10 protein-coding genes are annotated in these 21,243 nt (G+C 42.0%); 7 read left to right on the forward strand and 3 right to left on the reverse strand.

Going from position 1 to position 21,243, the window contains the following annotated elements:
- Positions 1-33 precede the first annotated feature (33 nt).
- Positions 34-4,143, reverse strand: a complete 4,110-nt coding sequence (locus H9X96_RS16160) for a two-component regulator propeller domain-containing protein (RefSeq protein ID WP_187667297.1) — start codon at positions 4,141-4,143, stop codon at positions 34-36.
- Positions 4,144-4,438: 295 nt separating this feature from the next.
- Between H9X96_RS16160 and H9X96_RS16165 the strand changes: the two genes are divergently transcribed.
- The 7 genes from H9X96_RS16165 to H9X96_RS16195 all read left to right on the forward strand — a co-directional run bounded on the left by H9X96_RS16165 (position 4,439) and on the right by H9X96_RS16195 (position 19,265).
- Positions 4,439-7,444, forward strand: a complete 3,006-nt coding sequence (locus tag H9X96_RS16165) for a SusC/RagA family TonB-linked outer membrane protein (protein ID WP_370576753.1) — start codon at positions 4,439-4,441, stop codon at positions 7,442-7,444.
- 4 nt (positions 7,445-7,448) lie between these two features.
- On the forward strand, positions 7,449-9,110 hold the full coding sequence (locus H9X96_RS16170) for a RagB/SusD family nutrient uptake outer membrane protein (RefSeq protein ID WP_187667299.1): 1,662 nt from the start codon (positions 7,449-7,451) through the stop codon (positions 9,108-9,110).
- A 36-nt stretch (positions 9,111-9,146) separates the two neighbouring features.
- Complete coding sequence (locus H9X96_RS16175) at positions 9,147-12,230, forward strand: TonB-dependent receptor (RefSeq protein ID WP_187667300.1); 3,084 nt, start codon at positions 9,147-9,149, stop codon at positions 12,228-12,230.
- An 18-nt stretch (positions 12,231-12,248) separates the two neighbouring features.
- A complete protein-coding gene (locus tag H9X96_RS16180) occupies positions 12,249-13,991 on the forward strand; it encodes a RagB/SusD family nutrient uptake outer membrane protein (protein ID WP_187667301.1) in 1,743 nt (580 codons plus the stop codon).
- A 103-nt stretch (positions 13,992-14,094) separates the two neighbouring features.
- Complete coding sequence (locus tag H9X96_RS16185) at positions 14,095-15,546, forward strand: right-handed parallel beta-helix repeat-containing protein (protein WP_187667302.1); 1,452 nt, start codon at positions 14,095-14,097, stop codon at positions 15,544-15,546.
- A gap of 64 nt (positions 15,547-15,610) precedes the next feature.
- Entirely contained in the window at positions 15,611-17,194 is a 1,584-nt protein-coding gene (locus H9X96_RS16190) for a discoidin domain-containing protein (RefSeq protein WP_187667303.1), read from the forward strand.
- A 4-nt stretch (positions 17,195-17,198) separates the two neighbouring features.
- Entirely contained in the window at positions 17,199-19,265 is a 2,067-nt protein-coding gene (locus H9X96_RS16195) for a glycoside hydrolase family 2 TIM barrel-domain containing protein (RefSeq protein WP_187667304.1), read from the forward strand.
- Between the two features lie 152 nt (positions 19,266-19,417).
- Here H9X96_RS16195 and H9X96_RS16200 read toward each other — a convergent pair whose 3' ends face one another.
- Positions 19,418-20,539, reverse strand: a complete 1,122-nt coding sequence (locus tag H9X96_RS16200; RefSeq protein ID WP_187667305.1) for a peptidoglycan bridge formation glycyltransferase FemA/FemB family protein — start codon at positions 20,537-20,539, stop codon at positions 19,418-19,420.
- A 61-nt stretch (positions 20,540-20,600) separates the two neighbouring features.
- Positions 20,601-21,176, reverse strand: a complete 576-nt coding sequence (locus H9X96_RS16205; RefSeq protein WP_187667306.1) for a thymidine kinase — start codon at positions 21,174-21,176, stop codon at positions 20,601-20,603.
- Positions 21,177-21,243 lie beyond the last annotated feature (67 nt).

The raw sequence follows: 21,243 nt of genomic DNA on the forward strand, positions 1-21,243 counted from the left end.
AACGGATAAATGGTCTGTTTTCGGAAGGATGCGCTATTCAATAGCAGCATCCTTATTCGCTTCAATATATTCAGATGGAGTTTTGGAAAATTGCTTCTTAAACTCCCTGCTGAAATACTTACGGTCTGCAAAACCGACCATATACCCCACTTCATATACGGTATATTTCTGCTGTAAAAGTAATTGAGCCGCCTTTTTCAGCCGGATAGACTTGGCAAAATCATTCACCGATAAATCCGTCAGCGCTTTCAGCTTTTTATATAGGACGGATTGGCTCATGCCAATTTTCTCGGCCATCAGGTCTACCCCAAAATCTTCATGCTCCATATGTGATTCAATAATTCCGATCAATCTGGATAAGAATCGCTCATCAATAGGATCTACTGCCGGCTCATTCGGCTCCAGCACCAGCGCCTTACTATATTTTTTACGCATGAGCTCCCTTGCCATTAAAAGGTTGCGCACTTGCAACTGTAAAATTTTAGGGCTAAAAGGTTTGCTCAGGTACAGGTCTGCTCCTTGGGTAAGTCCGCGGATTTGATCGGTTTGGCCGCTTTTAGCGGTCAATAAAACCACAGGGATATGATTAGTCCGTTCGTCAGTTTTTAACTGATGACAAAGCGTTAATCCGTCCATTTCAGGCATCATGACATCGCTGACGATCAGGTCGGGGATTTCTTCAATTGCAGTTTCCCATCCCAACCTGCCATTTTCAGATAAGATCACGTTATAATCGGCTTCCAGTGATTCTTTAATTAGCTGACGCAGCTCTGGATTGTCCTCCACCACAAGGAGGGTTGCGCTCTTCTGCTGAGCCTGTTTAGGATCAGTCACAGAGAATGACCCTTCTGCAGGCTTAATCGGAAGCCCAGTGTTGCTGCTTGCTGAAGGGCTGGGCTCCGGCACTGGAAGCTCCCATTGAGATTTTAACTGCTGTGTCTTGAAATGTCTGTGACCTAGTAATAGGGTGACATTAAAGCAGGTATTCCCAGCTTTCTTTTCTTCTCCAGGAACGCTGCTGACCTCAATATGGCCATAATGTAGTTCAATGATATGTTTTGATAAGGCCAGGCCAATTCCATATCCGGTATTCTGTATGCTATGGTCATCTACCTGGAAATAATTCTCAAAAAGCTGCTCCAGGTACTGGGCCGCTATTCCTCTGCCGGTATCTGTAATGCTGACATTTAGAGAATTTACATTCATCCTGATGTCGATGGCAATTCGACCGCTTTCGGGCGTGAATTTAAAGGCATTGGAAAGCAGGTTAAAAAAGACTTTTTCCAATTGTTCTTTATCAAAGTAAAGCAAGGGGATATCGTTGTCATAGCTGAGCCTAAAATCAATATTCTTTCTATTGGAGAATTCTTCAAAACTGTTAAAGATTTCTTTCATGAAAGCGATGAAGTCGTAGGAAGCCACTTTTAATTTTAGATTTTTAGTCTCTGCTTTTCTGAAATCCATCAGTTCACTCACCAGTTTTAACAGGCGGTCTGCATTTTTCTTTACCTGGTTTAAACGTTGTTTCATTAATCCATCATGGTGCTGCCCTTCCTGGAGTTTCTCTATAGGCGCCATAATTAGGGTGAGGTGCGTACGGATTTCATGAGAAATATTTGTAAAGAAGTTGAGCTTGATCTGGTGCAGTTCTTCGTCTTTGAGTAATAAACCTCGCAGATAAAAGAATCGGGTAATAAAAAACAGCATGATGCCAAAGATGGTCAGGTAGCTGAGGTAAGCCCACCAGCTCTTCCAGAATGGTGGGAGAATTTTGATTCTCATGCTGACAGGGCTGCTCCAGATCCCATCATTATTAGCGCCTTTAACCCATAAAGTATACGTTCCAGAGGCTAGGTTGGTATAAGTTGCTGTGGGATTATTACTTTCCACCCAACCTCCATTGACACCTTCCAGGCGATAGGCATACCTGTTTTTCTCGGATTTAATGTAATTCAACAAGGCAAACTCAATTGTAAATATATTTTTATAATAGGGGAAAATCAGTTGATCAGTAAAACTGATGTCGTGATGGAGGATTCCATCTGCCGAATTAATTTTTACGGGCTCATTAAAAAGTTTTAAGGCAGTAAAGATCAAGGGTGCAGAATAATTGTTTCTTTCTATCTCTTTTGGAGAAAAATAACTCAGGCCATTAAAGCCACCAAAATAAAGGTCCCCGTTTTTGGCCTTAAAAAAGGAATTGTAGTTGAATTCATCCCCTGCAAGACCATCACTTGTCGTATAAGTCAGGAAGATCTCTGATTTCGGATTAAACTTGGCTAAACCATTTGAAGTACTGATCCAAAGGAAATGAGCATCATCCTGCAGTATCCCTACCACATTGTTATTGGGCAGGCCATGTTTTGTGGTATAGATTTTTACAAACTCTTTCTTTTTGTAATCGTACTTGCTGAGGCCCCCGTAATAAAGCCCTACCCAAATATTTCCCTGGTCATCTTCCTGAATGCAATTGATGTAGTTGGCATTATTGTTCACACTATTACTTCCATTTGGGAGGTTAAACGATTGTAGCTGCCGCTGATCTGCTGAGAGGAGGAAAAGACCTTTTGTAGTCGCTATCCAGATGTTTTGCTGCGTATCTTCGAATAATACCTTAATGTTGTTGTTCTTTATGCCTTGCAAGGCTGGGATTTCTGGATAGGGTTTTAATAGAGCTCCTTTCTTTCTGAAAATACGGATGCCACTCTGACTGCCGGTCCAGAATACGCCATTGTGGTCTTCCAGGAGGGCCACCATTTCAGAGCGCGTGATTTTAGCATTATCTCCACTGATGAAGAAGCGTTGAAAGCTGCTGGTATGGTGGTCAAAACGATTTAAACCTCCACCATGTGTGCCTACCCAAATGTCACCAGTCTTATCTTTGTAAATCACTTTCACCAAATCTGAGCCCAGGCTTCTTGGATCTGAGGCTTTTAACTTATAAGTGCTGAACTGCTGTGTTCGCTGATCCAGATGGTTTAATCCGCCGCCTTCTGTTCCTATCCAGAGGTGATCATCTACATCCGCAATAATCGAGCTCACTACATTGTGACTGATGCCTTTCAATTTTTCATTGTACTGTATCGTCTTGAAATTAGTAGCATGTGCGTAGGCCACATTTACACCACCATAATAAGTACCAATCCATAGAGAACCGTTGATATCTTCAAATATGCTGTAGATAGAATTTTGGTTTAAACTGCGGTCATGGGATTTGAGGTGCTGATAGGTTTTGAATTGTTTGCTCAGTGGATCCAATATACTCAGTCCTTCCTGTGTCCCAATAGCTAGTTTTCCATCCTTGTTTTTTGTCATTCGACGAACGGAATTATGCACTAAACTATTTTTATTGCCCTCCTCATGTACAAATCTGCTAAAGGTATTTGTGCTGGGGTGGAAAAGATTAATTCCAGCACTTTCCGTGGCTACCCATAAATTATGCTGGTTGTCTTCTGCAATGGCCGTAACGGAATTATCGCTCAGGCTATTTTCCTGACGATCCATATGACTGAAATTCGCCAGTTCTTTGATTTTACCATTAAAGATCAGCTTGCTGAGTCCGTAATTAGTACCTAACCATAAGTAGCCTTGCTGATCTTCATAAATACTAAGTACCTCTGCATTGGCAATACCATTTTTAAGGCCTAGTTGATGAGCAGGGGTAAAGGTGTTTTTTTTCCGGTCTGTCAATAAGTAAAGCCCTGTCCTGGCTGCAATCCAAAGGTTCCCTTTTCGGTCTTCATAAATTTCGTTGACTGGTGCATACCGCTTGTTATACTTGTTGCCATTTAAATAGATGCGTTCAAAAGTGTTTTTTTTCGGATTGAAGCGGTTTAAGCCATTTGCTGTGCCTACCCAAAGCACATTTTTTCTGTCGCTCCGCAAAGCGGTAATGTAATCGTCTGAAAGGGTAGTGCTGTCATTCGCGTTGCTTTTGTACAATTGAAACTGATGGCCATCATATCGGTTGAGTCCAAACCTGGATCCAAACCACATGAAGCCGCGGCCATCCTGAGTAATGGCGAATATAGAGTTTTGCGACAGCCCGTTCTCTGTCTTCAAGTGATTGAAATTTAACTCCTGCCCATTGCTGTATAGCTGTATGAGCAGGAGGAGTGTGCTAATAATAGTCTGCTTTATCATACCCCCATAATAAATCTGTTTCAGTAAAATTTTATCCCTGTTAAAATTACAAATTCAACTGAGATTAAGGTGGTCCTTAGTGCTTTATTGCCCAACTCAGGTAAGTAAAATGAATTTTCACCCCATAAACAACCGTTTTTCACCCCTATGTTTTTTGAATTGGCTACAACTTTACGAGAAACCAAATAGCTGTTGTCTCCCAGGCAACAAACAAACCAAAAAACCAATTATGATGAAACCTTACTTAAAAGTAAAGGGTATGAATGGATGTGGCAAGTCTCTTTTTAAGTGGCTGATGATACTCCTGTTTTTCCCACTTTCTTTAGCTGCTCAAAAAAATAAGGGCATTAAAGGAACCAATAGCTCTGCTGAAACCCCTGGATTGCTGAAGGGTAAAATCACCAGCATTTATGGCGAGCCACTGTTCGGCGTATCCGTAAAGAATAAGACCGCTGGAACGGATGTGATTTCAAGTAAGAATGGTGATTATGCACTTCTGATTGATTCAGGAGAGGTGATTGTCTTTTCTTTAAAAGGATATCTTGTTCATGAACAAGTGGTAACCGGGAATAAATTGAACATGGTATTGACGGAAGCCGAAAAACCACAAACGGTTGTTCAGCGACTATATGATACTCAGAAAAAGTCGACCAGCATCTTATCCACTGAAAGTGTGTATACTAAAGACCTGCTTAGTTCTCCTGTTACCGCACTAAACAATGCATTATCAGGAAGACTTTCTGGCTTATCAACCCTTCAATCTACTGGAATTCCAGGATTGGATGCTGCGGGATATTCGTTACGGGGACAGGATCCAACGATACTTGTAAATGGAATTCCCAGAGATCTGATTTCCATTGATTTTGAGCAAATAGAATCGGTAACTGTACTTAAAGATGCCTTAGCGACGGGTATGCTGGGACTGAGGGGTTCAGGCGGTGCCATTCTGATCACCACTAAACAAGGAGAGGTCGGTAAACAGAAAATCTCCTTTACTGCTCAAACGGGGTTACAAAGCCCGGTTAAGCTGCCTAAAACATTAGATGCCTATCACTATGCCAATTTATATAATGAAGCTTTGTTGAATGATGGCAAGGCTCCTGTATATTCATCAGCTGATTTGGAAGCCTATAGAACAGGATCTGATCCGATGGGACACCCTAATGTAGATTGGTATAAAGAAATATTAAGGAACAATGCTCCATTTACACGTTATAACCTGAACACTTCTGGTGGTGGCAATAATGCCAGGTATTTCCTGGATGTTGATTACCTGGATCAGCAGGGTTTGCTAAAAACTTCCAATAAGAACAGTTACAATACAAACGCTGATTTTAAAAGATACATCGTACGTACCAATATTGATGTGGACCTAACAAAGAACCTGACGGTTAATTTAAACCTGTTTGGGCGTATCGAAAATGGAAATTCACCGGGGGCGAGAAATGTAATCTCCTTCAATGGACGTGAAGTGAACCTGGGCGTAAATAGTATTTTCAATTCCCTTGCCAGTACCCCTAATGGTGCTTATCCGATGCTGAATCCAGATGGTTCTTTAGGAGGAAATAAGGACTTTCAGAATAATATTTATGGACAGAGCACACAATCCGGTTACACGCTAAGCTATGGCAGGGAGATGTCGGCAGATGTTTCATTTAAGCGAACACTGGATGATGTGACTAAGGGACTATGGTTAAAAGGGCTGGTTTCTTTTAATACCAATCTTTCGGAAGTGACCTCCAGAGGTAAAACATTCGCAGTTTATCAAGGTCAAAATGCCCCATCTGGTGTAACTTACCAGCGTTTTGGTACGGATGGAACGATTGTAGCCGGTACCAGCTTGAATACTTACCAGTATAAAAACTTCTATTCAGCGCTTTCAGCAGGATACGATAGAACCATTGGGAACCATCATGTGAAAGCACTGGCAAATGCCAATATTCAGAACATATCTGTCTATAGCGACCTGCCTTTAACGTATCAAACGCTTGCTGGATCCGTTGCTTACGATTACAAGGAAAAATATCTTGCCGAGGTGGTTATGAGTTATAGCGGTTTAAATCGTTATCCCGACAATAAACGATTCGGTCTTTTTCCTACTGCTGGTCTAGGCTGGAATATTGCTAAAGAAAGCTTTATCGCTGATCATGTAAAATGGTTAAATACCTTAAAACTTCGTGCTTCTTATGGCCGCACAGGTAATGCAAATGCAGGATACTTTGTATACAACCAATATTTTGCAGATGGTGACGGTTATTATTTTGGCGGTGGTTCAGGAACGTTTGTATATTCCGTTAGGGAGCAAACCCTGGCCAATCCAAAAATTACCTGGGAAAAAGCAAATAAGCTGAATCTGGGTTTAGACCTGAGCTTGTTTAATGATCAGCTGACGTTAACGACCGAATATTACCGCAATAAATACTTTGACTTGCTGCAGGTGAGAGGAAAAAACACGGCGATTATCGGAAATACTTATCCACTCGAGAATATTGGAACCACCAATTATACCGGGCTGGATTTTACGGCGAGTTACCGCAATCACCTCAACAACTTCAATTATTTTGTTTCTGGAAATCTAACCGCAAACAACCAAATCATCAAATATCAGGACGAAGTATTTCGTGAGTATGATTGGATGAAACGTACCGGACAGCGTACAGACCAGGTTTATGGTTATCAGGCAGATGGCTTTTACCAGAATGCAGCGGATATAGCAAACAGTCCAAAGACAGAGGGCTATAATCCGGTTCCCGGCGATATTAAGTACAAAGACCTGAATGGCGATGGCGTGATCAACCAATTCGATATAGAAGGTCTAAAAAATAATAAGGCGATTATTTATTATGGATTCTCTCTGGGCTTTGACTTTAAGGGCTTTGACTTCAGTGCGCTTCTGCAGGGAGCCGCAAACCGGATGATCTATCTATCGGGCCCTACACAATGGGAATTCCAGAATGATGGAAAAGGACAGGCATTTGAGCATCATCTGGATCGCTGGACTCCTGAGACGGCTGCCACCGCTACTTATCCAAGACTTGCAGTAGGCCGTAATCCAAACAACCAGGCGATGTCTTCCTTCTGGCTGCGTTCAGGAAATTACATGAGGTTGAAAAATATGGAAATCGGGTATACCCTTCCACAAAGATTTGCGGCCAGAATTAAACTGGCTTCCGTAAGATTTTTTGCCAATGGCATGAACCTGTTTACCATTTCGGACAACAAGGATATCGATCCTGAGGTTTATGGTACGGCATATCCTGCCCTCAGAACGATCAATGCCGGTATTAACATTAAACTATAACCTAATGAAACATTTTATATACATCATATTCGGCGGAGTACTGTGTTTAACCGCCTGTAAGAAAAGCAATATTGAACAGACGCCATTGGAGAAATGGACTAAAGACGTCATTTTTGATCCTACGGATTCATTAGGGAATTATGCCAAAAACTTCCTGAACGATACTTATGTACAGCTGCCTACCGGTTTCAACCGCATAGGAACCACATTTGGTTCTATCAGTGCGAATGATGTTTTAGATGCAGCCAGTGATGATGCCATTTCATCGAGAAATTCCAGCAATGTGGAGTCGTTTACCAATGGAAGAATCAGCAGTAATGCACCTGTAGATGATGCCTGGGCAAAAAATTACATTGGAATCAGAAGGGTAAATTATTTTTTGGCAAACATCGGCATCGTCCCTTTTAAGCAGTCTATGGTAGTAGAAAAAAACTACTGGATTGCAGAAAGTCGCTTTTTAAGGGCGATGTTCTACTTTGAATTGTTTAAACGTTATGGTGGAGTGCCTTTATTGGGGGATAGAATCCTTAGTCTGGATGATGACCTTTCTTTAAAAAGAAACAGCCAGGATGAAGTGGCACAATATATCCTTTCAGAGATAGAAGCCGTTAAGGATAAGCTTAGACCTAACCCGATTCAGGATGCTGATATTGGAAGGGCTTCAAAAGCGGCAGCATTAGCCTTAAAGTCACGCCTGTTATTGTACCTGGCAAGCCCATTGTACAATCCAGGGAATGACCCTGCGAAATGGCAGGCTGCGGCCATAGCGGCCAAAGACCTGATGAGCCTTACTTCCAGCCTCGGATTGGAAGCCAGCTTTCAGAGTATGTTTTTAAACCGTAAAAATAAAGAGGTGATCCTCGCTTTTCAACGGAATGTAGGAACAAGTGTAGAGGTGGATAATGCACCAATCGGTTATACGGATGCTGTAGCTAGTAATGGATTAACCAGTCCGACGCAAGAGCTAGTTGATGCCTTTGGCATGAAAAACGGAAAAGCAATTACTGATCCTACCTCAGGTTATAATCCTAACAATCCTTATCTAAATCGCGACCCAAGATTTTATAGCACCATCTTTCATAATGGGATGATGTGGGTAAAGCGTGCAGTACAAACATTTGAGGGTGGACTCGATAAACCAGGAGGTATTGTAACCCAAACCCGTACTGGTTATTATATGCGCAAATTTATGGCTGATTTTTCTAATGCCACAACCTATAGCAACCAGACGCATAACCCTGTGATCTTTAGATACGCAGAAATTCTTTTGAATTTCGCGGAAGCACAGAATGAATTCAGCGGACCAAACTCAGAAGTGATCAAAGCAGTGGAAGACATTAGGCAGCGTGCTGGTCTTGTTCCTTTTGCCTTGCCTACTGGTCTTTCAAAAGAACAAATGCGCATCGTCATCAGAAATGAAAGAAGGGTAGAGATGGCTTTCGAAGAGCAGCGTTTTTGGGACATCAGAAGGTGGAAAATTGCCGAGCAGGTGTTAAATGGAAAATTGCATGGGATGAAGATCACGCAAATCACTCCGGGAGTATTTACTTACGCCCCTTTTGAAGCATCAACCGTGAGCTTCAATGCCGCAAAGATGTACAGCTATCCGATTCCATATTCGGAAATCACCAAAAACACAAATTTTACCCAAAACACAGGTTGGTAGGCCCTTCCGGTTCATACAAAATAAACAAAACAGGTTATGCAAAGATTTATATATATCACACTTGCAATGGTTTTTTTCCTGCCAGGGCTCCTTTTGGCACAAACCAAAGTGATCAAAGGCTTGGTAAAGGAAAGCGGAGGGCCGCTTCCAGGAGCTACCGTTGTGGAGAAAGGGGTAGCTGGAAATGGCACCCAAACTGACAATGATGGCCGCTTTCAGCTGACTTTAAAAGGCAGTAGTCAGACCATTTTGATCAAGAGCATTGGTTTTATCAGCCAGGAAATAAACGTATCCAATAAGAAAGAAGTTACAGTAGCCCTTGCAGTAGATGCGAAAGGACTGGAAGAACTCATCGTTGTAGGTTACGGCAAACAAAAGAAGATCACCAATACCGGTGCAGTAAGTTCTATTAATGGGGCAGAAATCAGACAAAATCCTACCGCAAGTGTCCAGAATACGCTTGCCGGACGTTTACCTGGTTTCTTTTCTCAGCAAAGATCTGGACAGCCGGGAAAAGATGGAGCAGATTTCTTTATTCGCGGGATGAGCAGCTATGCAGGTACTCAGCGCCCATTGATTATTGTGGATGATATTGAATACAGCTATTCAGATGTTTCACAACTGGATCCTAATGAGATTGAAAGTATTTCTATTTTGAAAGATGCATCTACCACGGCTATTTACGGGGTAAAAGGAGCAAACGGGGTGATGGTGATTACCACTAGAAGAGGGATCTCTGGCGCACCAGTGATCAATTTTAAAACGGAGCTGGGCTTACAGCAAAAAACCTTTACACCTAAGTTCTTGGGTTCTTATGATGCAGCAATATTGACCAATCAGGCCTTGCGCAACAGTGATCAGTCTTTGCGTTTTACGGATAAAGATATTCAGCTTTTTAAAGATGGTACTGACCCTTATGGGCACCCGGATGTAGATTGGTATAGTACTTTGATGAATCCTACCGCGTTGATCTCCAGAAATAACCTGGACATCTCGGGTGGTACGGAAAGCGTAAAATATTTTGTCTCGATGGGCTACTTATGGCAGAATGGTGCTTTAAAAGATTTCAGCTCTAAAAGTGAAGTAAACAATACCCATTACTACAAACGTTATAATTTCCGTTCCAACCTAGACGTACAAGCTACTAAAACGCTGAGCTTTAAGCTGGATATGACAGGTCGTTTTGGAGAAACAAATGATCCTATTACCAATAGCCCTAATGGGAATGGTCTGATTGGCGAGATCTATAGTTATAACTTTTTACCGCCATTTGCTTATGCAGTATATAATCCAGATGGCAGTTACGCGACCGGTTCAAACCTGGGAGGCGTCAATATCGTGGGTCGTCTGGCCACACAAGGGTACAACAGAAGTTTCGATAACGATTTAAACATCACCTTTGGTGGGGTTCAGAAATTGGATATGCTGACTCAGGGATTGTCAGCGAAAGCTTTAATTTCTTACGCAAGTGCTCAGGTCAACAAAAGAGGTCTGGCAAGAAGCAATACCAATTTCCCAATGTATTACTACAATCAGGAAACGGGTGTGTATACGCCAAAAGATGCTACGGTATATCGGATTCCACCATACAACCTGACACGTTCTGCTGGCGGAGCTTCCAGAACTACCAATGTTCAGGCTTCCTTAAATTATGATCGCAATTTCGGGGACCATAGGATATATGCGCTCGGACTATATAATCAAAACAGTTACATTCAGAACGACAACGCCGTAACCGATTCCAGCATTCCAGCCAATTTTAGAGGAATGACGATGAGAACTGGTTATGATTACAAACAAAAGTATTTATTGGAGTTTAATGCCGCTTATAATGGAACGGATAAGTTTGTAGGAAAGAAACGCTATGGATGGTTCCCGGCTATTTCCGGAGGATGGAACATTGCGGAAGAGTCATTCTTTAAGAAGAAGGTTTCCTTTGTCAACTTGTTTAAAATCCGTGGTTCTTATGGTCTAGTGGGTTCAGATAATATTGGTGATGGTAAGTTTGTCTATGAGCAGGTGTATACCAACGACGGCTCTTATTCATTCGGGCAGCAGCACAACAATTACGCTGGCATCAAAGAAGGTACGTTAGGAAATGATAATGTGACCTGGGAAAAAGAAAATAAACTGGATATCGGTTTAGACGTTTCCATGTTCGAGGGAAAACTTTCCTTTACCGTGGATTATTTCAATAACAACAGGTATGATATTTTGACGCCTAGAGCAAGTGTGCCCTTGATTATGGGGGTTGGATTACCGCCGATGAACCTGGGTAAAGTGAATAACAAAGGATGGGATGGAGAGATCAATTACAGGAATAGCTTTAAAGGCGTGCAATACTTTGCCAGAGGAACTTTCTCTTATGCGAAAAATAAGATTATTTTCAAAGATGAAGCCAATCCTCGCTACCCTTGGTTAGCAAGAACAGGACAGCCAATCGGACAAGGGTTCGGTTATATCTTTGATGGCTATTACCAAAGTCTGGAAGACATTGCCAATAGCCCTAAGCCAACCACAAGCATCAAACCAGGGGATTTAAAATACAAAGACCTGAATGGGGATGGAATTATTGACGCATTGGATCAGCGTGCCGTGGGTAGTCCGAATTTACCAAGTACCACTTTAGGATTAACCTTAGGCTTTACTTACAAAGGGATTAGCTTCAGTATGTTACTTCAAGGGGCTTATGATTATAGCATGTACTTTGCTTCAGAAGCGATTGAAGGACTAAGCACTAATTTTCAACCGATTCACCAGCAAGCATGGACACCAGAACTGGGTAATAATGCAAAGTTTCCACTGTTAGGTACCAATAGCACGATCAGCCGCCCTAACGTATCTCTTTCAGACTTTTGGTTAGTAGATGCGCGTTACCTGCGTTTAAAAACTATGGAAATTGGCTATCAGCTGCCAACATCATGGGTGAAACCAATTGGCTTTAAAGGAATCAGGGTATACACCAATGGCTATAACCTGTTAACCTGGACTAACGTGGATAAATTCTATCAGGCAGATCCAGAATCGGTGAATGCTTCTGGTGGAATTATCAATACCGGAGCGATTACCGCTTACCCAAATCAACGCATCTATAATTTCGGTGTTACTTTCTCATTATAACGAAAAAATCTCAAGACCATGAAGATAAAATTTATACACCTGGTGATGGCAGTATTTCTGCTGATGGCAGGGGCTTGTAAAAAAGGAGGCTTCCTTGATGCAAAACTGGCCAGCGACCTAAATGAAACCACAACTTTTACAGATAGTGTACGTACCATTGCTTTTTTAACCAGACTCTATACGAATGTCGGATTTAACTTTGATGCCAATAGGTGGGAAGGTGGCGGACACCCGGTACTGGCAGATGAAGCGATCCCGGTTCGCTATACAGGACCACAAAATGATGCCATTCTAATGGCCAGTGGTGCACTTTCGGCCTCCAGTACCAACGTTACAAAACAAGCTGAAGTACTCAATAACTGGAAATTGCCTTGGGAGAATATCCGTAGGGCAAATGTATTCCTTAGCAATATAGACCGCAGTCCCCTGAGTGCCGGTTTAAAGAAAAAACTGAAAGCCGAAACCCGTTTCCTACGCGCCTGGTATTATTTCCAGCTGGTAAAAGTATATGGAGGTGTGCCTTTGATCGGTGATGTGAATTATGGAATTGCAGATAATATTGATTTGCCGCGTTCCAGTTACAGCGACTGTGTAGATTATATCGTGAACGAATGTAATGCAGCTGCCGCAGATTTGCCAGACTTCGATACGCAGCTGCAGCAAGATTATGGTCGCGCTACAAAAGGTGCCTGTATGGGGCTTAAATCAAGAATGTTATTGTACGCAGCAAGTCCATTATTTAATGGGGAAGGAATTGCAGCAGATGCGGCACTGAAAAGTATCACCGGCTATGCAAATGCAGATTTGGAACGCTGGAATAAAGCAGCACAGGCCGCTAAAGACATCATCAATTCTGGTACATATTCCTTAAGAGAAGACAATGTTACCCGTCGGGGATATGGTTTTTACAGTGTGTTTTTGAACCGTTACAATAGAGAATATTTGTTCGGAGGAATGAAAGCACCTAATAGAGAATATGAAAATAACTTGCTGCCAACTTCCAGAACAGGGAGTGGAAGATCAAGTGCACCAACGCAACAACTGGTAGATGCTTTTGGAATGGAAAATGGCTTGCCAATTACGGACCCTGCTTCCGGATACAATCCTAACGATCCTTATCTGAAACGCGACCCTCGCTTCGGAAATAGTATCATTTACAATGGCTCCACATTTTTCCTGACGAGTAGTAATGCCATGGTAGCGGTAAATACATTTGTAGGCGCTAGTCCCGATGGGCCGGCTGCAACAGGGCCAATCGCTATTCCAGGATATTACTGGAGAAAGATGATGGTAGAAGACGGTGGTGGTAATACCGACCGCTGTTATCCATTGATCAGGTACGCAGAAATTTTGTTGAATTATGCGGAAGCATTGAATGAATACCAGGGACCAACCACTGAAGTTTACAGCACCTTAATCCAAATTAGAAAACGTGCAGGGATCTTACCAGGTTTAGACGATAATTATGGCCTGAAATCAGGCATCAGTAAAGCAGATATGCGTTTGGTGATTCAAAATGAACGCAGAGTAGAGCTGGCCTTGGAAGAACACCGCCTTTGGGATGTGAGGAGATGGAAAATTGCAGAGGTGACCAATAATGTCATGTTAAAAGGAATGAAAATTACTAAAACAGGAAATAAGCTGACTTATGAAGTGATCGATATTAAACCACATTTTTTCAGACCTGCATTTTATCTATTTCCGATTCCAGAATCAGAAATGGCCAAATCGCCAAAGTTTGTACAAAACCCAGGCTGGTAAGCTTTCTTTAAAAGAGACGGAGGTTCTTCGTCTCTTTTTGGTACTTTAACGGCAATAAATTTAATTTTAAATCAACAGATCGACGGTCTGTAATACCAAGTAGATGATGAGAGAAAAGTTCCTGTTTTGTTGTTTGATCGCTTTGAGTTTGTTGGCTGGATTTTCCTCCGGTACGAAAGCTCAGGAGCTGATCAATAGGAGTAAATATTATGTGGATAGCCAGAATGGCAATGATGACTATTCCGGAAAGTCACAAAAATTAGCCTGGAGATCATTGAGCAAGGTAAACGCGCAAACCTTTACTCCTGGTGATCAGGTTCTTTTCAAGCGTGGTGGCAAATGGAAAGGGCAATTGATGCCTCAGGGCTCCGGAACAAAGAAAAGTCCAATTATTTTTACCGCTTATGGAAAAGGTGAGCTTCCGGTTATCGCTGCGGAAGGTCAGTTTAAAGATGCGGTATTGCTAAAGAATATCAGCAATATCGCTTTGGAGAATTTGGACCTTTCTAATTTTGATGCTTTAGTCAAAACGCAGAAAACAGGCCCTACTGGGGTCCGTATTCTTGCAGAAAACATCGGGACGATCAGTAATATCCGCCTTTCTAATCTTTATGTACACGACATTAATGGCGACAATAAAAAAGGAAGTAACGAAGGAAACGGAATTTTCTGGGATTGTCAGGGGCCAAAACCAAGTAATATTGAAAACCTGCTGATCGAAAATTGTAGAGTGGTCAAAGTGGACAGGAATGGAATTCGGGGCAATGGAACTTTTGCCTTCCGTAACCATTGGTTTCCCAATAAAAATTTAATCATCCGAGGTTGTACCCTGGAAGATATTGGCGGAGATGGGATTGTGGTCAAAGCATTTGATGGTTCTTTAATAGAGCATAATAAGCTGTTTCACATCAGAACCCGTGCTAAAGACAATGCAGTAGGTATCTGGCCACATAGCAGCGACAATACCATCATTCAATACAATGAGGTCGCTTTTACAAAAAATCTGGATTGGTCTAATGACGGACAATCATTTGATATCGATGGGAATTGCAACAACACCATCATTCAGAACAATTATAGCCATGACAATGATGGCGGGTTTATGCTGGTGATTTCGGATGCGATTAATGCAAAAAGTAAAATGACTACTAACAGCATCATCAGGAATAACCTAAGTATAAATGATGGCAATAAACGCAAGCGCCTGTTCAATTTTGCTTTAGTCACAGACGATACCCAAATCAGTAATAATATTTTTTACAACAGTGGATTGGATGCTGTGAAAATGGAATTGATAGACATCGAACATGGCGTACCTAAAAACGTAGTGCTGGATGGTAATATCTTCGAATATCGAGGATTAGCCACAGGCATTTTTACCAAATCTGCAAAACAATACGCCGCATTAACCTGGATGGGAAACGTGTTCAAGGGGAATATCGCCGGAAAAGATCAACTACTAAATGTTAAACAAGAGCCTGTAATAAAGAAAAAGAATTTGAAAGAATTTCCTTGGAGTTTCATTAAGGCATTGAAACTTGAGAAATTGCTCTAATTTATTATATTTAAACTATATGTGAATATTTAAATAATCAAACAATCATCCCTAAACCAAATTTATGAGAACCAAAACTTTAGCACTTTGCCTATTACTGGCAACTAGCCTCTTTGCGTGCAAAAAATCTCCAGTTGCAGCAGACGTAACTGCCTTAGAACTGAGCACCGACACGGTGTACACCAGTCCGCAGTCGCGCAATTTGAACCTGGTTTATTTTGTGCCCAACGACCTTGATACGCTTCCTGCGTACGAAAAGCGTTTAAGTGAGCTGATGTTATGGACACAAAATTACGTGAAACAGGAAATGCTGCGTAACGGATATCCAAACAAAACCTTTGGAATGTTTGCCGATCTGAGCATTAACAGGGTGAAAATCATCACCATCAGAGGTACAAAACCAAAGAGTGATTATTCCTATTCCAGCGGTGCTGGAAATGTACAGGCAGAGATTAACGCCTATTTTACCGCACATCCCACAGAGAAAACCAGTGACCATACGCTGGTGATCTTACCGAGATATAGTTTCCGCCCGGATGGAACACCTGATGGCGGGCCCTTTTTTGGTTTGGGAAGATGGTGCTTCGCATTAGATTATGAAGGATTAGACATCAAAAATCTTGGAAAAACTGATACTGAAGGCAATCGTTTCAGTGTTTGGTTCGGCGGATTGGTACATGAGCTGGGCCATGGATTAAACCTTCCACACAATTGTCAGAAAGTTTCCGAAAATGCGACGCTTGGTATGGCCTTAATGTGGGCAGGAAATGGAACGCTAGGTAAATCTAACACCTTCCTGACTGCTACAGATTGTGCCATTTTAAATGTCAACCAGATTTTTAACAACGACAGCAAGACTTATTACGGAGCCCTGAATGCCCGGGTAACCAGAATTCATGCAGATTACTCTGCCACAAAATCAGCAATTGTACTTTCCGGTAGATTTACAAGTGATACGAAGGTCAATAGCATCGTTTATTACAATGACCCGAATGTAAACAATGAAGGGGTAGGTGCAAACAAAGATTATAATGCAGTAACCTGGGAATCTAAGGCGATTGGAACAGACAGCTTTTATGTGGAAATGCCTATCGCTGATTTTAAATATAAAGATGCTAGTCCTTATGAGCTGCGTTTAAAGCTAGTCCACGACAATGGAACAGTAACACAGAATAGCTATGCTTATAAATTTGTGAATGCGCTGCCGGTTCTGGAATTCAGTACAAAAAATGAAATCAGCAAAGCAGGCTGGTCTATCGCTGCCTTCAGCTCCCAGCAAACTACTGCTGTTGCCGCAAATGTGATCGACAATAATTTGTCAACCGGATGGCATAGCCAGTGGTCTGTTGCGCCGGCTGCAAGTTATCCGCATTTTATTACGATAGATCTTGGACAGCTTAAAACGCTGGATGGCTTTACTATTTTAAACGGCGACAGACGTGCGATTAAAGATGTGGATATTTTATACAGTACTGACGGTATCAACTTCAGCCTGGCCTCCACTTTACAAATCCCTAAACTAGGGTCCATTCAAAATTTTGCTTTTCAAGCACCATTGAGTTTCAGATATTTTAAAGTCCTGGCGAAATCAAGCTGGGATGGCGAACAATTCGCACAATTTGCCGAGTTAGGCTTCTATAAAAATTAACATAATGTATCGACAAAAAATTATTGCCACGATCCTTTTCTTTCTATTTCAACTGGCTGTAACGACAGCAAAACCTGTTACTAATGCATTAAATGGGAGGGAAACCATTCCATTTAATGCCAATTGGCAATTTTATTTTGCATATAACTTTGAACAAGGCATCAAAAAGGAAACGGTCAACCTGCCGCATACCTGGAATGCCAATGAGGTATTGGAGGGAGTAGCGGAATACAAACGCAGTGCAGCGATTTATGAGAATAGCCTGAATGTTCTAAAAGAATGGGGCGCTAAAAGATTATTCCTTTATTTCGAAGGGGCCAATAGTGTGGCCACGGTATTTGTAAACAACAAAGCGGTTGCGGAGCATAAGGGTGGTTATACTGGATTTGCAGTAGAAATCACCGACTATGTGAAGCCGGGGAATAACTCCATCGCCGTTCAGGTCAGCAATGCTTACCGTTTGGACGTGATTCCGTTACATGGCGATTTCAATATTTATGGTGGCTTGCACCGTCCGGTTTCTTTGATTCTGACAGAAAAGAATTGTATCAGTCCCTTGGATTATGGCTCTTCAGGCGTGTACCTGACGCAAAAGGCCGTTTCTGAAAATTCCGCAGATCTGGAAATCCTGACAAAGTTATCTTTGTCCGATGCTAAAAACTTAAGCCTTAAAACAACCCTTTTTGACCAGACTGGAAAAGAAATACGTTCCATTACTCATCCTGTAAATACGGGAGCAGGTGCTGGAAGAACCACTCAAATTAAGACACAAATGCGCATTCAAAGTCCACATTTGTGGAATGGTAAAGCCGATCCTTATTTGTATAGTGTAGCCGTAGATCTACTTGAGGATGGAAAAGTAACCGATCATATCTCTCAGCCTCTGGGTTTCCGGTATTATAGCGTAGACCCAGATAAAGGCTTTTTTCTGAATGGGAAGTACCTGGATTTATATGGTGCAGGAAGACATGAAGATTGGTCGGGGAAAGGTTCTGCCTTAACAGATGCAGATCATGATCAGGATATGGAGCTGATGAAGGAAATGGGGGCAACGGCTGCAAGGTTAACCCATTATCCCCACAGCAAGCATTTCTATGATTTATGTGATCAGAATGGGATGGTATTATGGTCGGAGATTCCATTTGTGGGCCCAGGAGGGTACACTGGAACTGGCTATGTGAAAGATCCGCAGCTGGAAGAAAATACAAAGAAGATGCTGAAAGAATTGATCCGTCAGAATTACAATCATCCTTCGGTATGCTTTTGGGGCTTATTCAATGAGTTAAAACTTAATTACGACGATCCACAGCCCTTTATTAAAGAACTGAATGAATTGGCGAAAGCCGAAGATCCGGGGAGATTAACCACATTGGCCTCTAACTTAGGTCCGGCTAATTTTACCGATCTGACTGACCTGATGGGCTGGAACCAGTATTTCGGCTGGTATGGGGGAAGCTTTGATCAGGTAGCCAAATGGGCAGATCAAACGCATCAAGCCTTGCCCGGTAAACCGATTTCTATCTCTGAATATGGTGCCGGGGCAAGTCCTTTTAAGCATATCGAAGAATTGACCGCGCCAGAAGCAAAAGGGCGCTTCCATCCGGAAGAATGGCAAACGGCATTCCATGAAAAACATTGGGAAGAACTGAAGAAACGTCCTTATATCTGGGGTAAATTTATCTGGGTACTGGCAGATTTTGGTTCTGGAATCAGAACAGAAGGCGACAACAATGGCATCAATGATAAAGGGCTGGTGACTTACGATCGCAAGATTAAAAAGGATGCTTTCTATTTTTATAAAGCAAACTGGAACCCAGAGCCGATGGTTTACATTACCTCCAGAAGAAATACGATGCGTACCAAAGCTGTCACACCAGTGAAAATCTTTAGCAATTTACCAGATGCAGAACTTTGGATCAATGGAAAAAGCATGGGTAAGAAGAAGAAGAATGCGATGAATACGATGATCTGGGAAAATGTGAAGCTGAATAAAGGGAAAAATGAGGTCCTGGTAAAAGGAAAATCTGCTGGAAGCACCTTAGCAGATACCTGTATTTGGGAACTTCAATAATGACCTGGAAGGTTTGCTGAATTGAACCAATGCATCCTAAACAAAGCCCTTTGAAATTTTTCAAAGGGCTTTGTTGTTTAAGCTATTTTAGAGATGATGCGTCATTGTTCTTTTTGATCATCATCAGGGATTTTTGCTCAGCTTCTTTTTTTCTAAAGATGATAACCCTGGCTTTGCATTTCTGCGGCAATAAAACGATGGTATTGTTCTGTATCCAGCGGATAATCCCAACAACCCATTCTATGGTATAACTCTCCTCCAAATCCGGTTTTAAACTTATATAGACCATACAATGGATGCGCAGGATCTGGCTGCGGTGCTACGCCAAAAAAGTCATATTCCAGACATCCTTTGTTTTTAGCAATTTTCATGGCTTCCCATTGTAAGGCATATGTGGCCATGTAATTCCGGTTACTGGAAGAGGAAGCCCCATAAAGATAGGTGCCTCTTTGTCCGGCAATCACGAGAAACATAGCTGCCAATGGTTGCCCATCGCTATCGGCCAGCAACAATTCTACTTCTGCCGGCGACGCTGTGTCTTCTGCACGTGCAGAAAGTACCGTTCTGAAATATTCAATATCATTGATATGTATGCGGTTTCTGATCGCAGTTTCCTGATACAATGCGTACCAGACATGGAGATTTTCCATCCCTACTCGGGTCACATTCACTCCTTTTCTATGAGACAGGTTAATGTTGTACCTGGTTTTAGGCTTCATCGAATTCAGCAAAGTGCTTTCGTCTTTTTGCAGATCCAGGAAAATGGTATTTGAAGGCAGGATATCTGAATTTGTCTTTTTCAGGTTCCAGTTGGTCGTGTTGATGTTAAATCGAAACTCCTGGTACTTCTTTTCCGGCGGACCGTTCCAGATACCAGACTCATCAAAACTATCATTTTCTTTTGCCCAATGCGATTCCCAGGCCAGGTCATACCTGATCAGGATACATTTTTTTGGAAGATGTGCCCGGAGGTTCTCCGACAATTCTTCCAGGAACTTCCCCTGATATTCTTCATTGGGTTCAATCTCCGGCCCATAAGGAACGTAAGCAACGCTATGTTCGCTATCCAGGGGCTGAAGTAATACCAGAAAATCAGCATGCGTATAAGTATTCGTTAAAGCATCATGATAAATGTCTTCATTGCTGACTTTAAAATTGAATGCTTTAGATTGGAGGCCTTGTTGGGTTTTTACTTCCGACCAGAATGCAGTTTGCTGAACTATTGAAGTCTCATAAACTTCTTTAATGTCTTTTTTGTCAATGGCTATATTCATCTTTTTCCTTTCCAACCGCAAAGATCGGGAATTATATGATGATAAGCCAATTTAAGACAGATTAGTCCTTGGCATGGAAGCAGGGGCGGCATCTTGGTTCGTAACTATCTTTCTCTCCCAAAAGGACTTTTGATTGATCGGCTACAGTGCGGTAAGAGTAGGCTGCGGGACTGCCGCAACGGACGCATATCGCATTTACTTTAGTGACCAGCTCTGCAATGGCCATCAAATTTGGCATTGGGCCGAATGGTTTTCCACTAAAATCCATGTCCAAACCAGCAACGATTACACGGATGCCGCGCTGCGCTAGAATATTGCAGACTTCAGGAAGATTTTCATCAAAAAACTGGGCCTCATCAATCCCTACCACCTGCACATCGGTATCTAATAACAGGATGGCAGCAGAGTTCTCTACCGGAGTAGAAGGGATAGAATTCCTGTCGTGGGAAACAACATCACGATTATCATATCGGGTATCAGTGGCGGGTTTGAAGATTTCTACTTTTAACTTAGCAATCGTTGCACGCTTTAATCTTCTTAATAATTCTTCTGTTTTACCTGAAAACATAGAGCCGCAAATTACCTCTATACTCCCGCAAAATTCTCCTCTTCTGTAATTTTGTTCGCTGAATAACATCTATGATTGTGATCTTTATAGCCCACTAATATCGAAATTTTGTAGTACTTTTGAGTAGCAAGTTACC

This window comes from Pedobacter sp. N36a (genome assembly GCF_014472395.1).
Taxonomy (GTDB): domain Bacteria; phylum Bacteroidota; class Bacteroidia; order Sphingobacteriales; family Sphingobacteriaceae; genus Pedobacter.

Bases quoted from the DNA above. Each gene is read 5' to 3' on its own strand.
- H9X96_RS16160 (WP_187667297.1), bottom strand. From the start codon at position 4,143: ATGATAAAGCAGACTATTATTAGCACACTCCTCCTGCTCATACAGCTA.
- H9X96_RS16165 (WP_370576753.1), top strand. From the start codon at position 4,439: ATGATACTCCTGTTTTTCCCACTTTCTTTAGCTGCTCAAAAAAATAAG.
- H9X96_RS16170 (WP_187667299.1), top strand. From the start codon at position 7,449: ATGAAACATTTTATATACATCATATTCGGCGGAGTACTGTGTTTAACC.
- H9X96_RS16175 (WP_187667300.1), top strand. From the start codon at position 9,147: ATGCAAAGATTTATATATATCACACTTGCAATGGTTTTTTTCCTGCCA.
- H9X96_RS16180 (WP_187667301.1), top strand. From the start codon at position 12,249: ATGAAGATAAAATTTATACACCTGGTGATGGCAGTATTTCTGCTGATG.
- H9X96_RS16185 (WP_187667302.1), top strand. From the start codon at position 14,095: ATGATGAGAGAAAAGTTCCTGTTTTGTTGTTTGATCGCTTTGAGTTTG.
- H9X96_RS16190 (WP_187667303.1), top strand. From the start codon at position 15,611: ATGAGAACCAAAACTTTAGCACTTTGCCTATTACTGGCAACTAGCCTC.
- H9X96_RS16195 (WP_187667304.1), top strand. From the start codon at position 17,199: ATGTATCGACAAAAAATTATTGCCACGATCCTTTTCTTTCTATTTCAA.
- H9X96_RS16200 (WP_187667305.1), bottom strand. From the start codon at position 20,539: ATGAATATAGCCATTGACAAAAAAGACATTAAAGAAGTTTATGAGACT.
- H9X96_RS16205 (WP_187667306.1), bottom strand. From the start codon at position 21,176: ATGTTATTCAGCGAACAAAATTACAGAAGAGGAGAATTTTGCGGGAGT.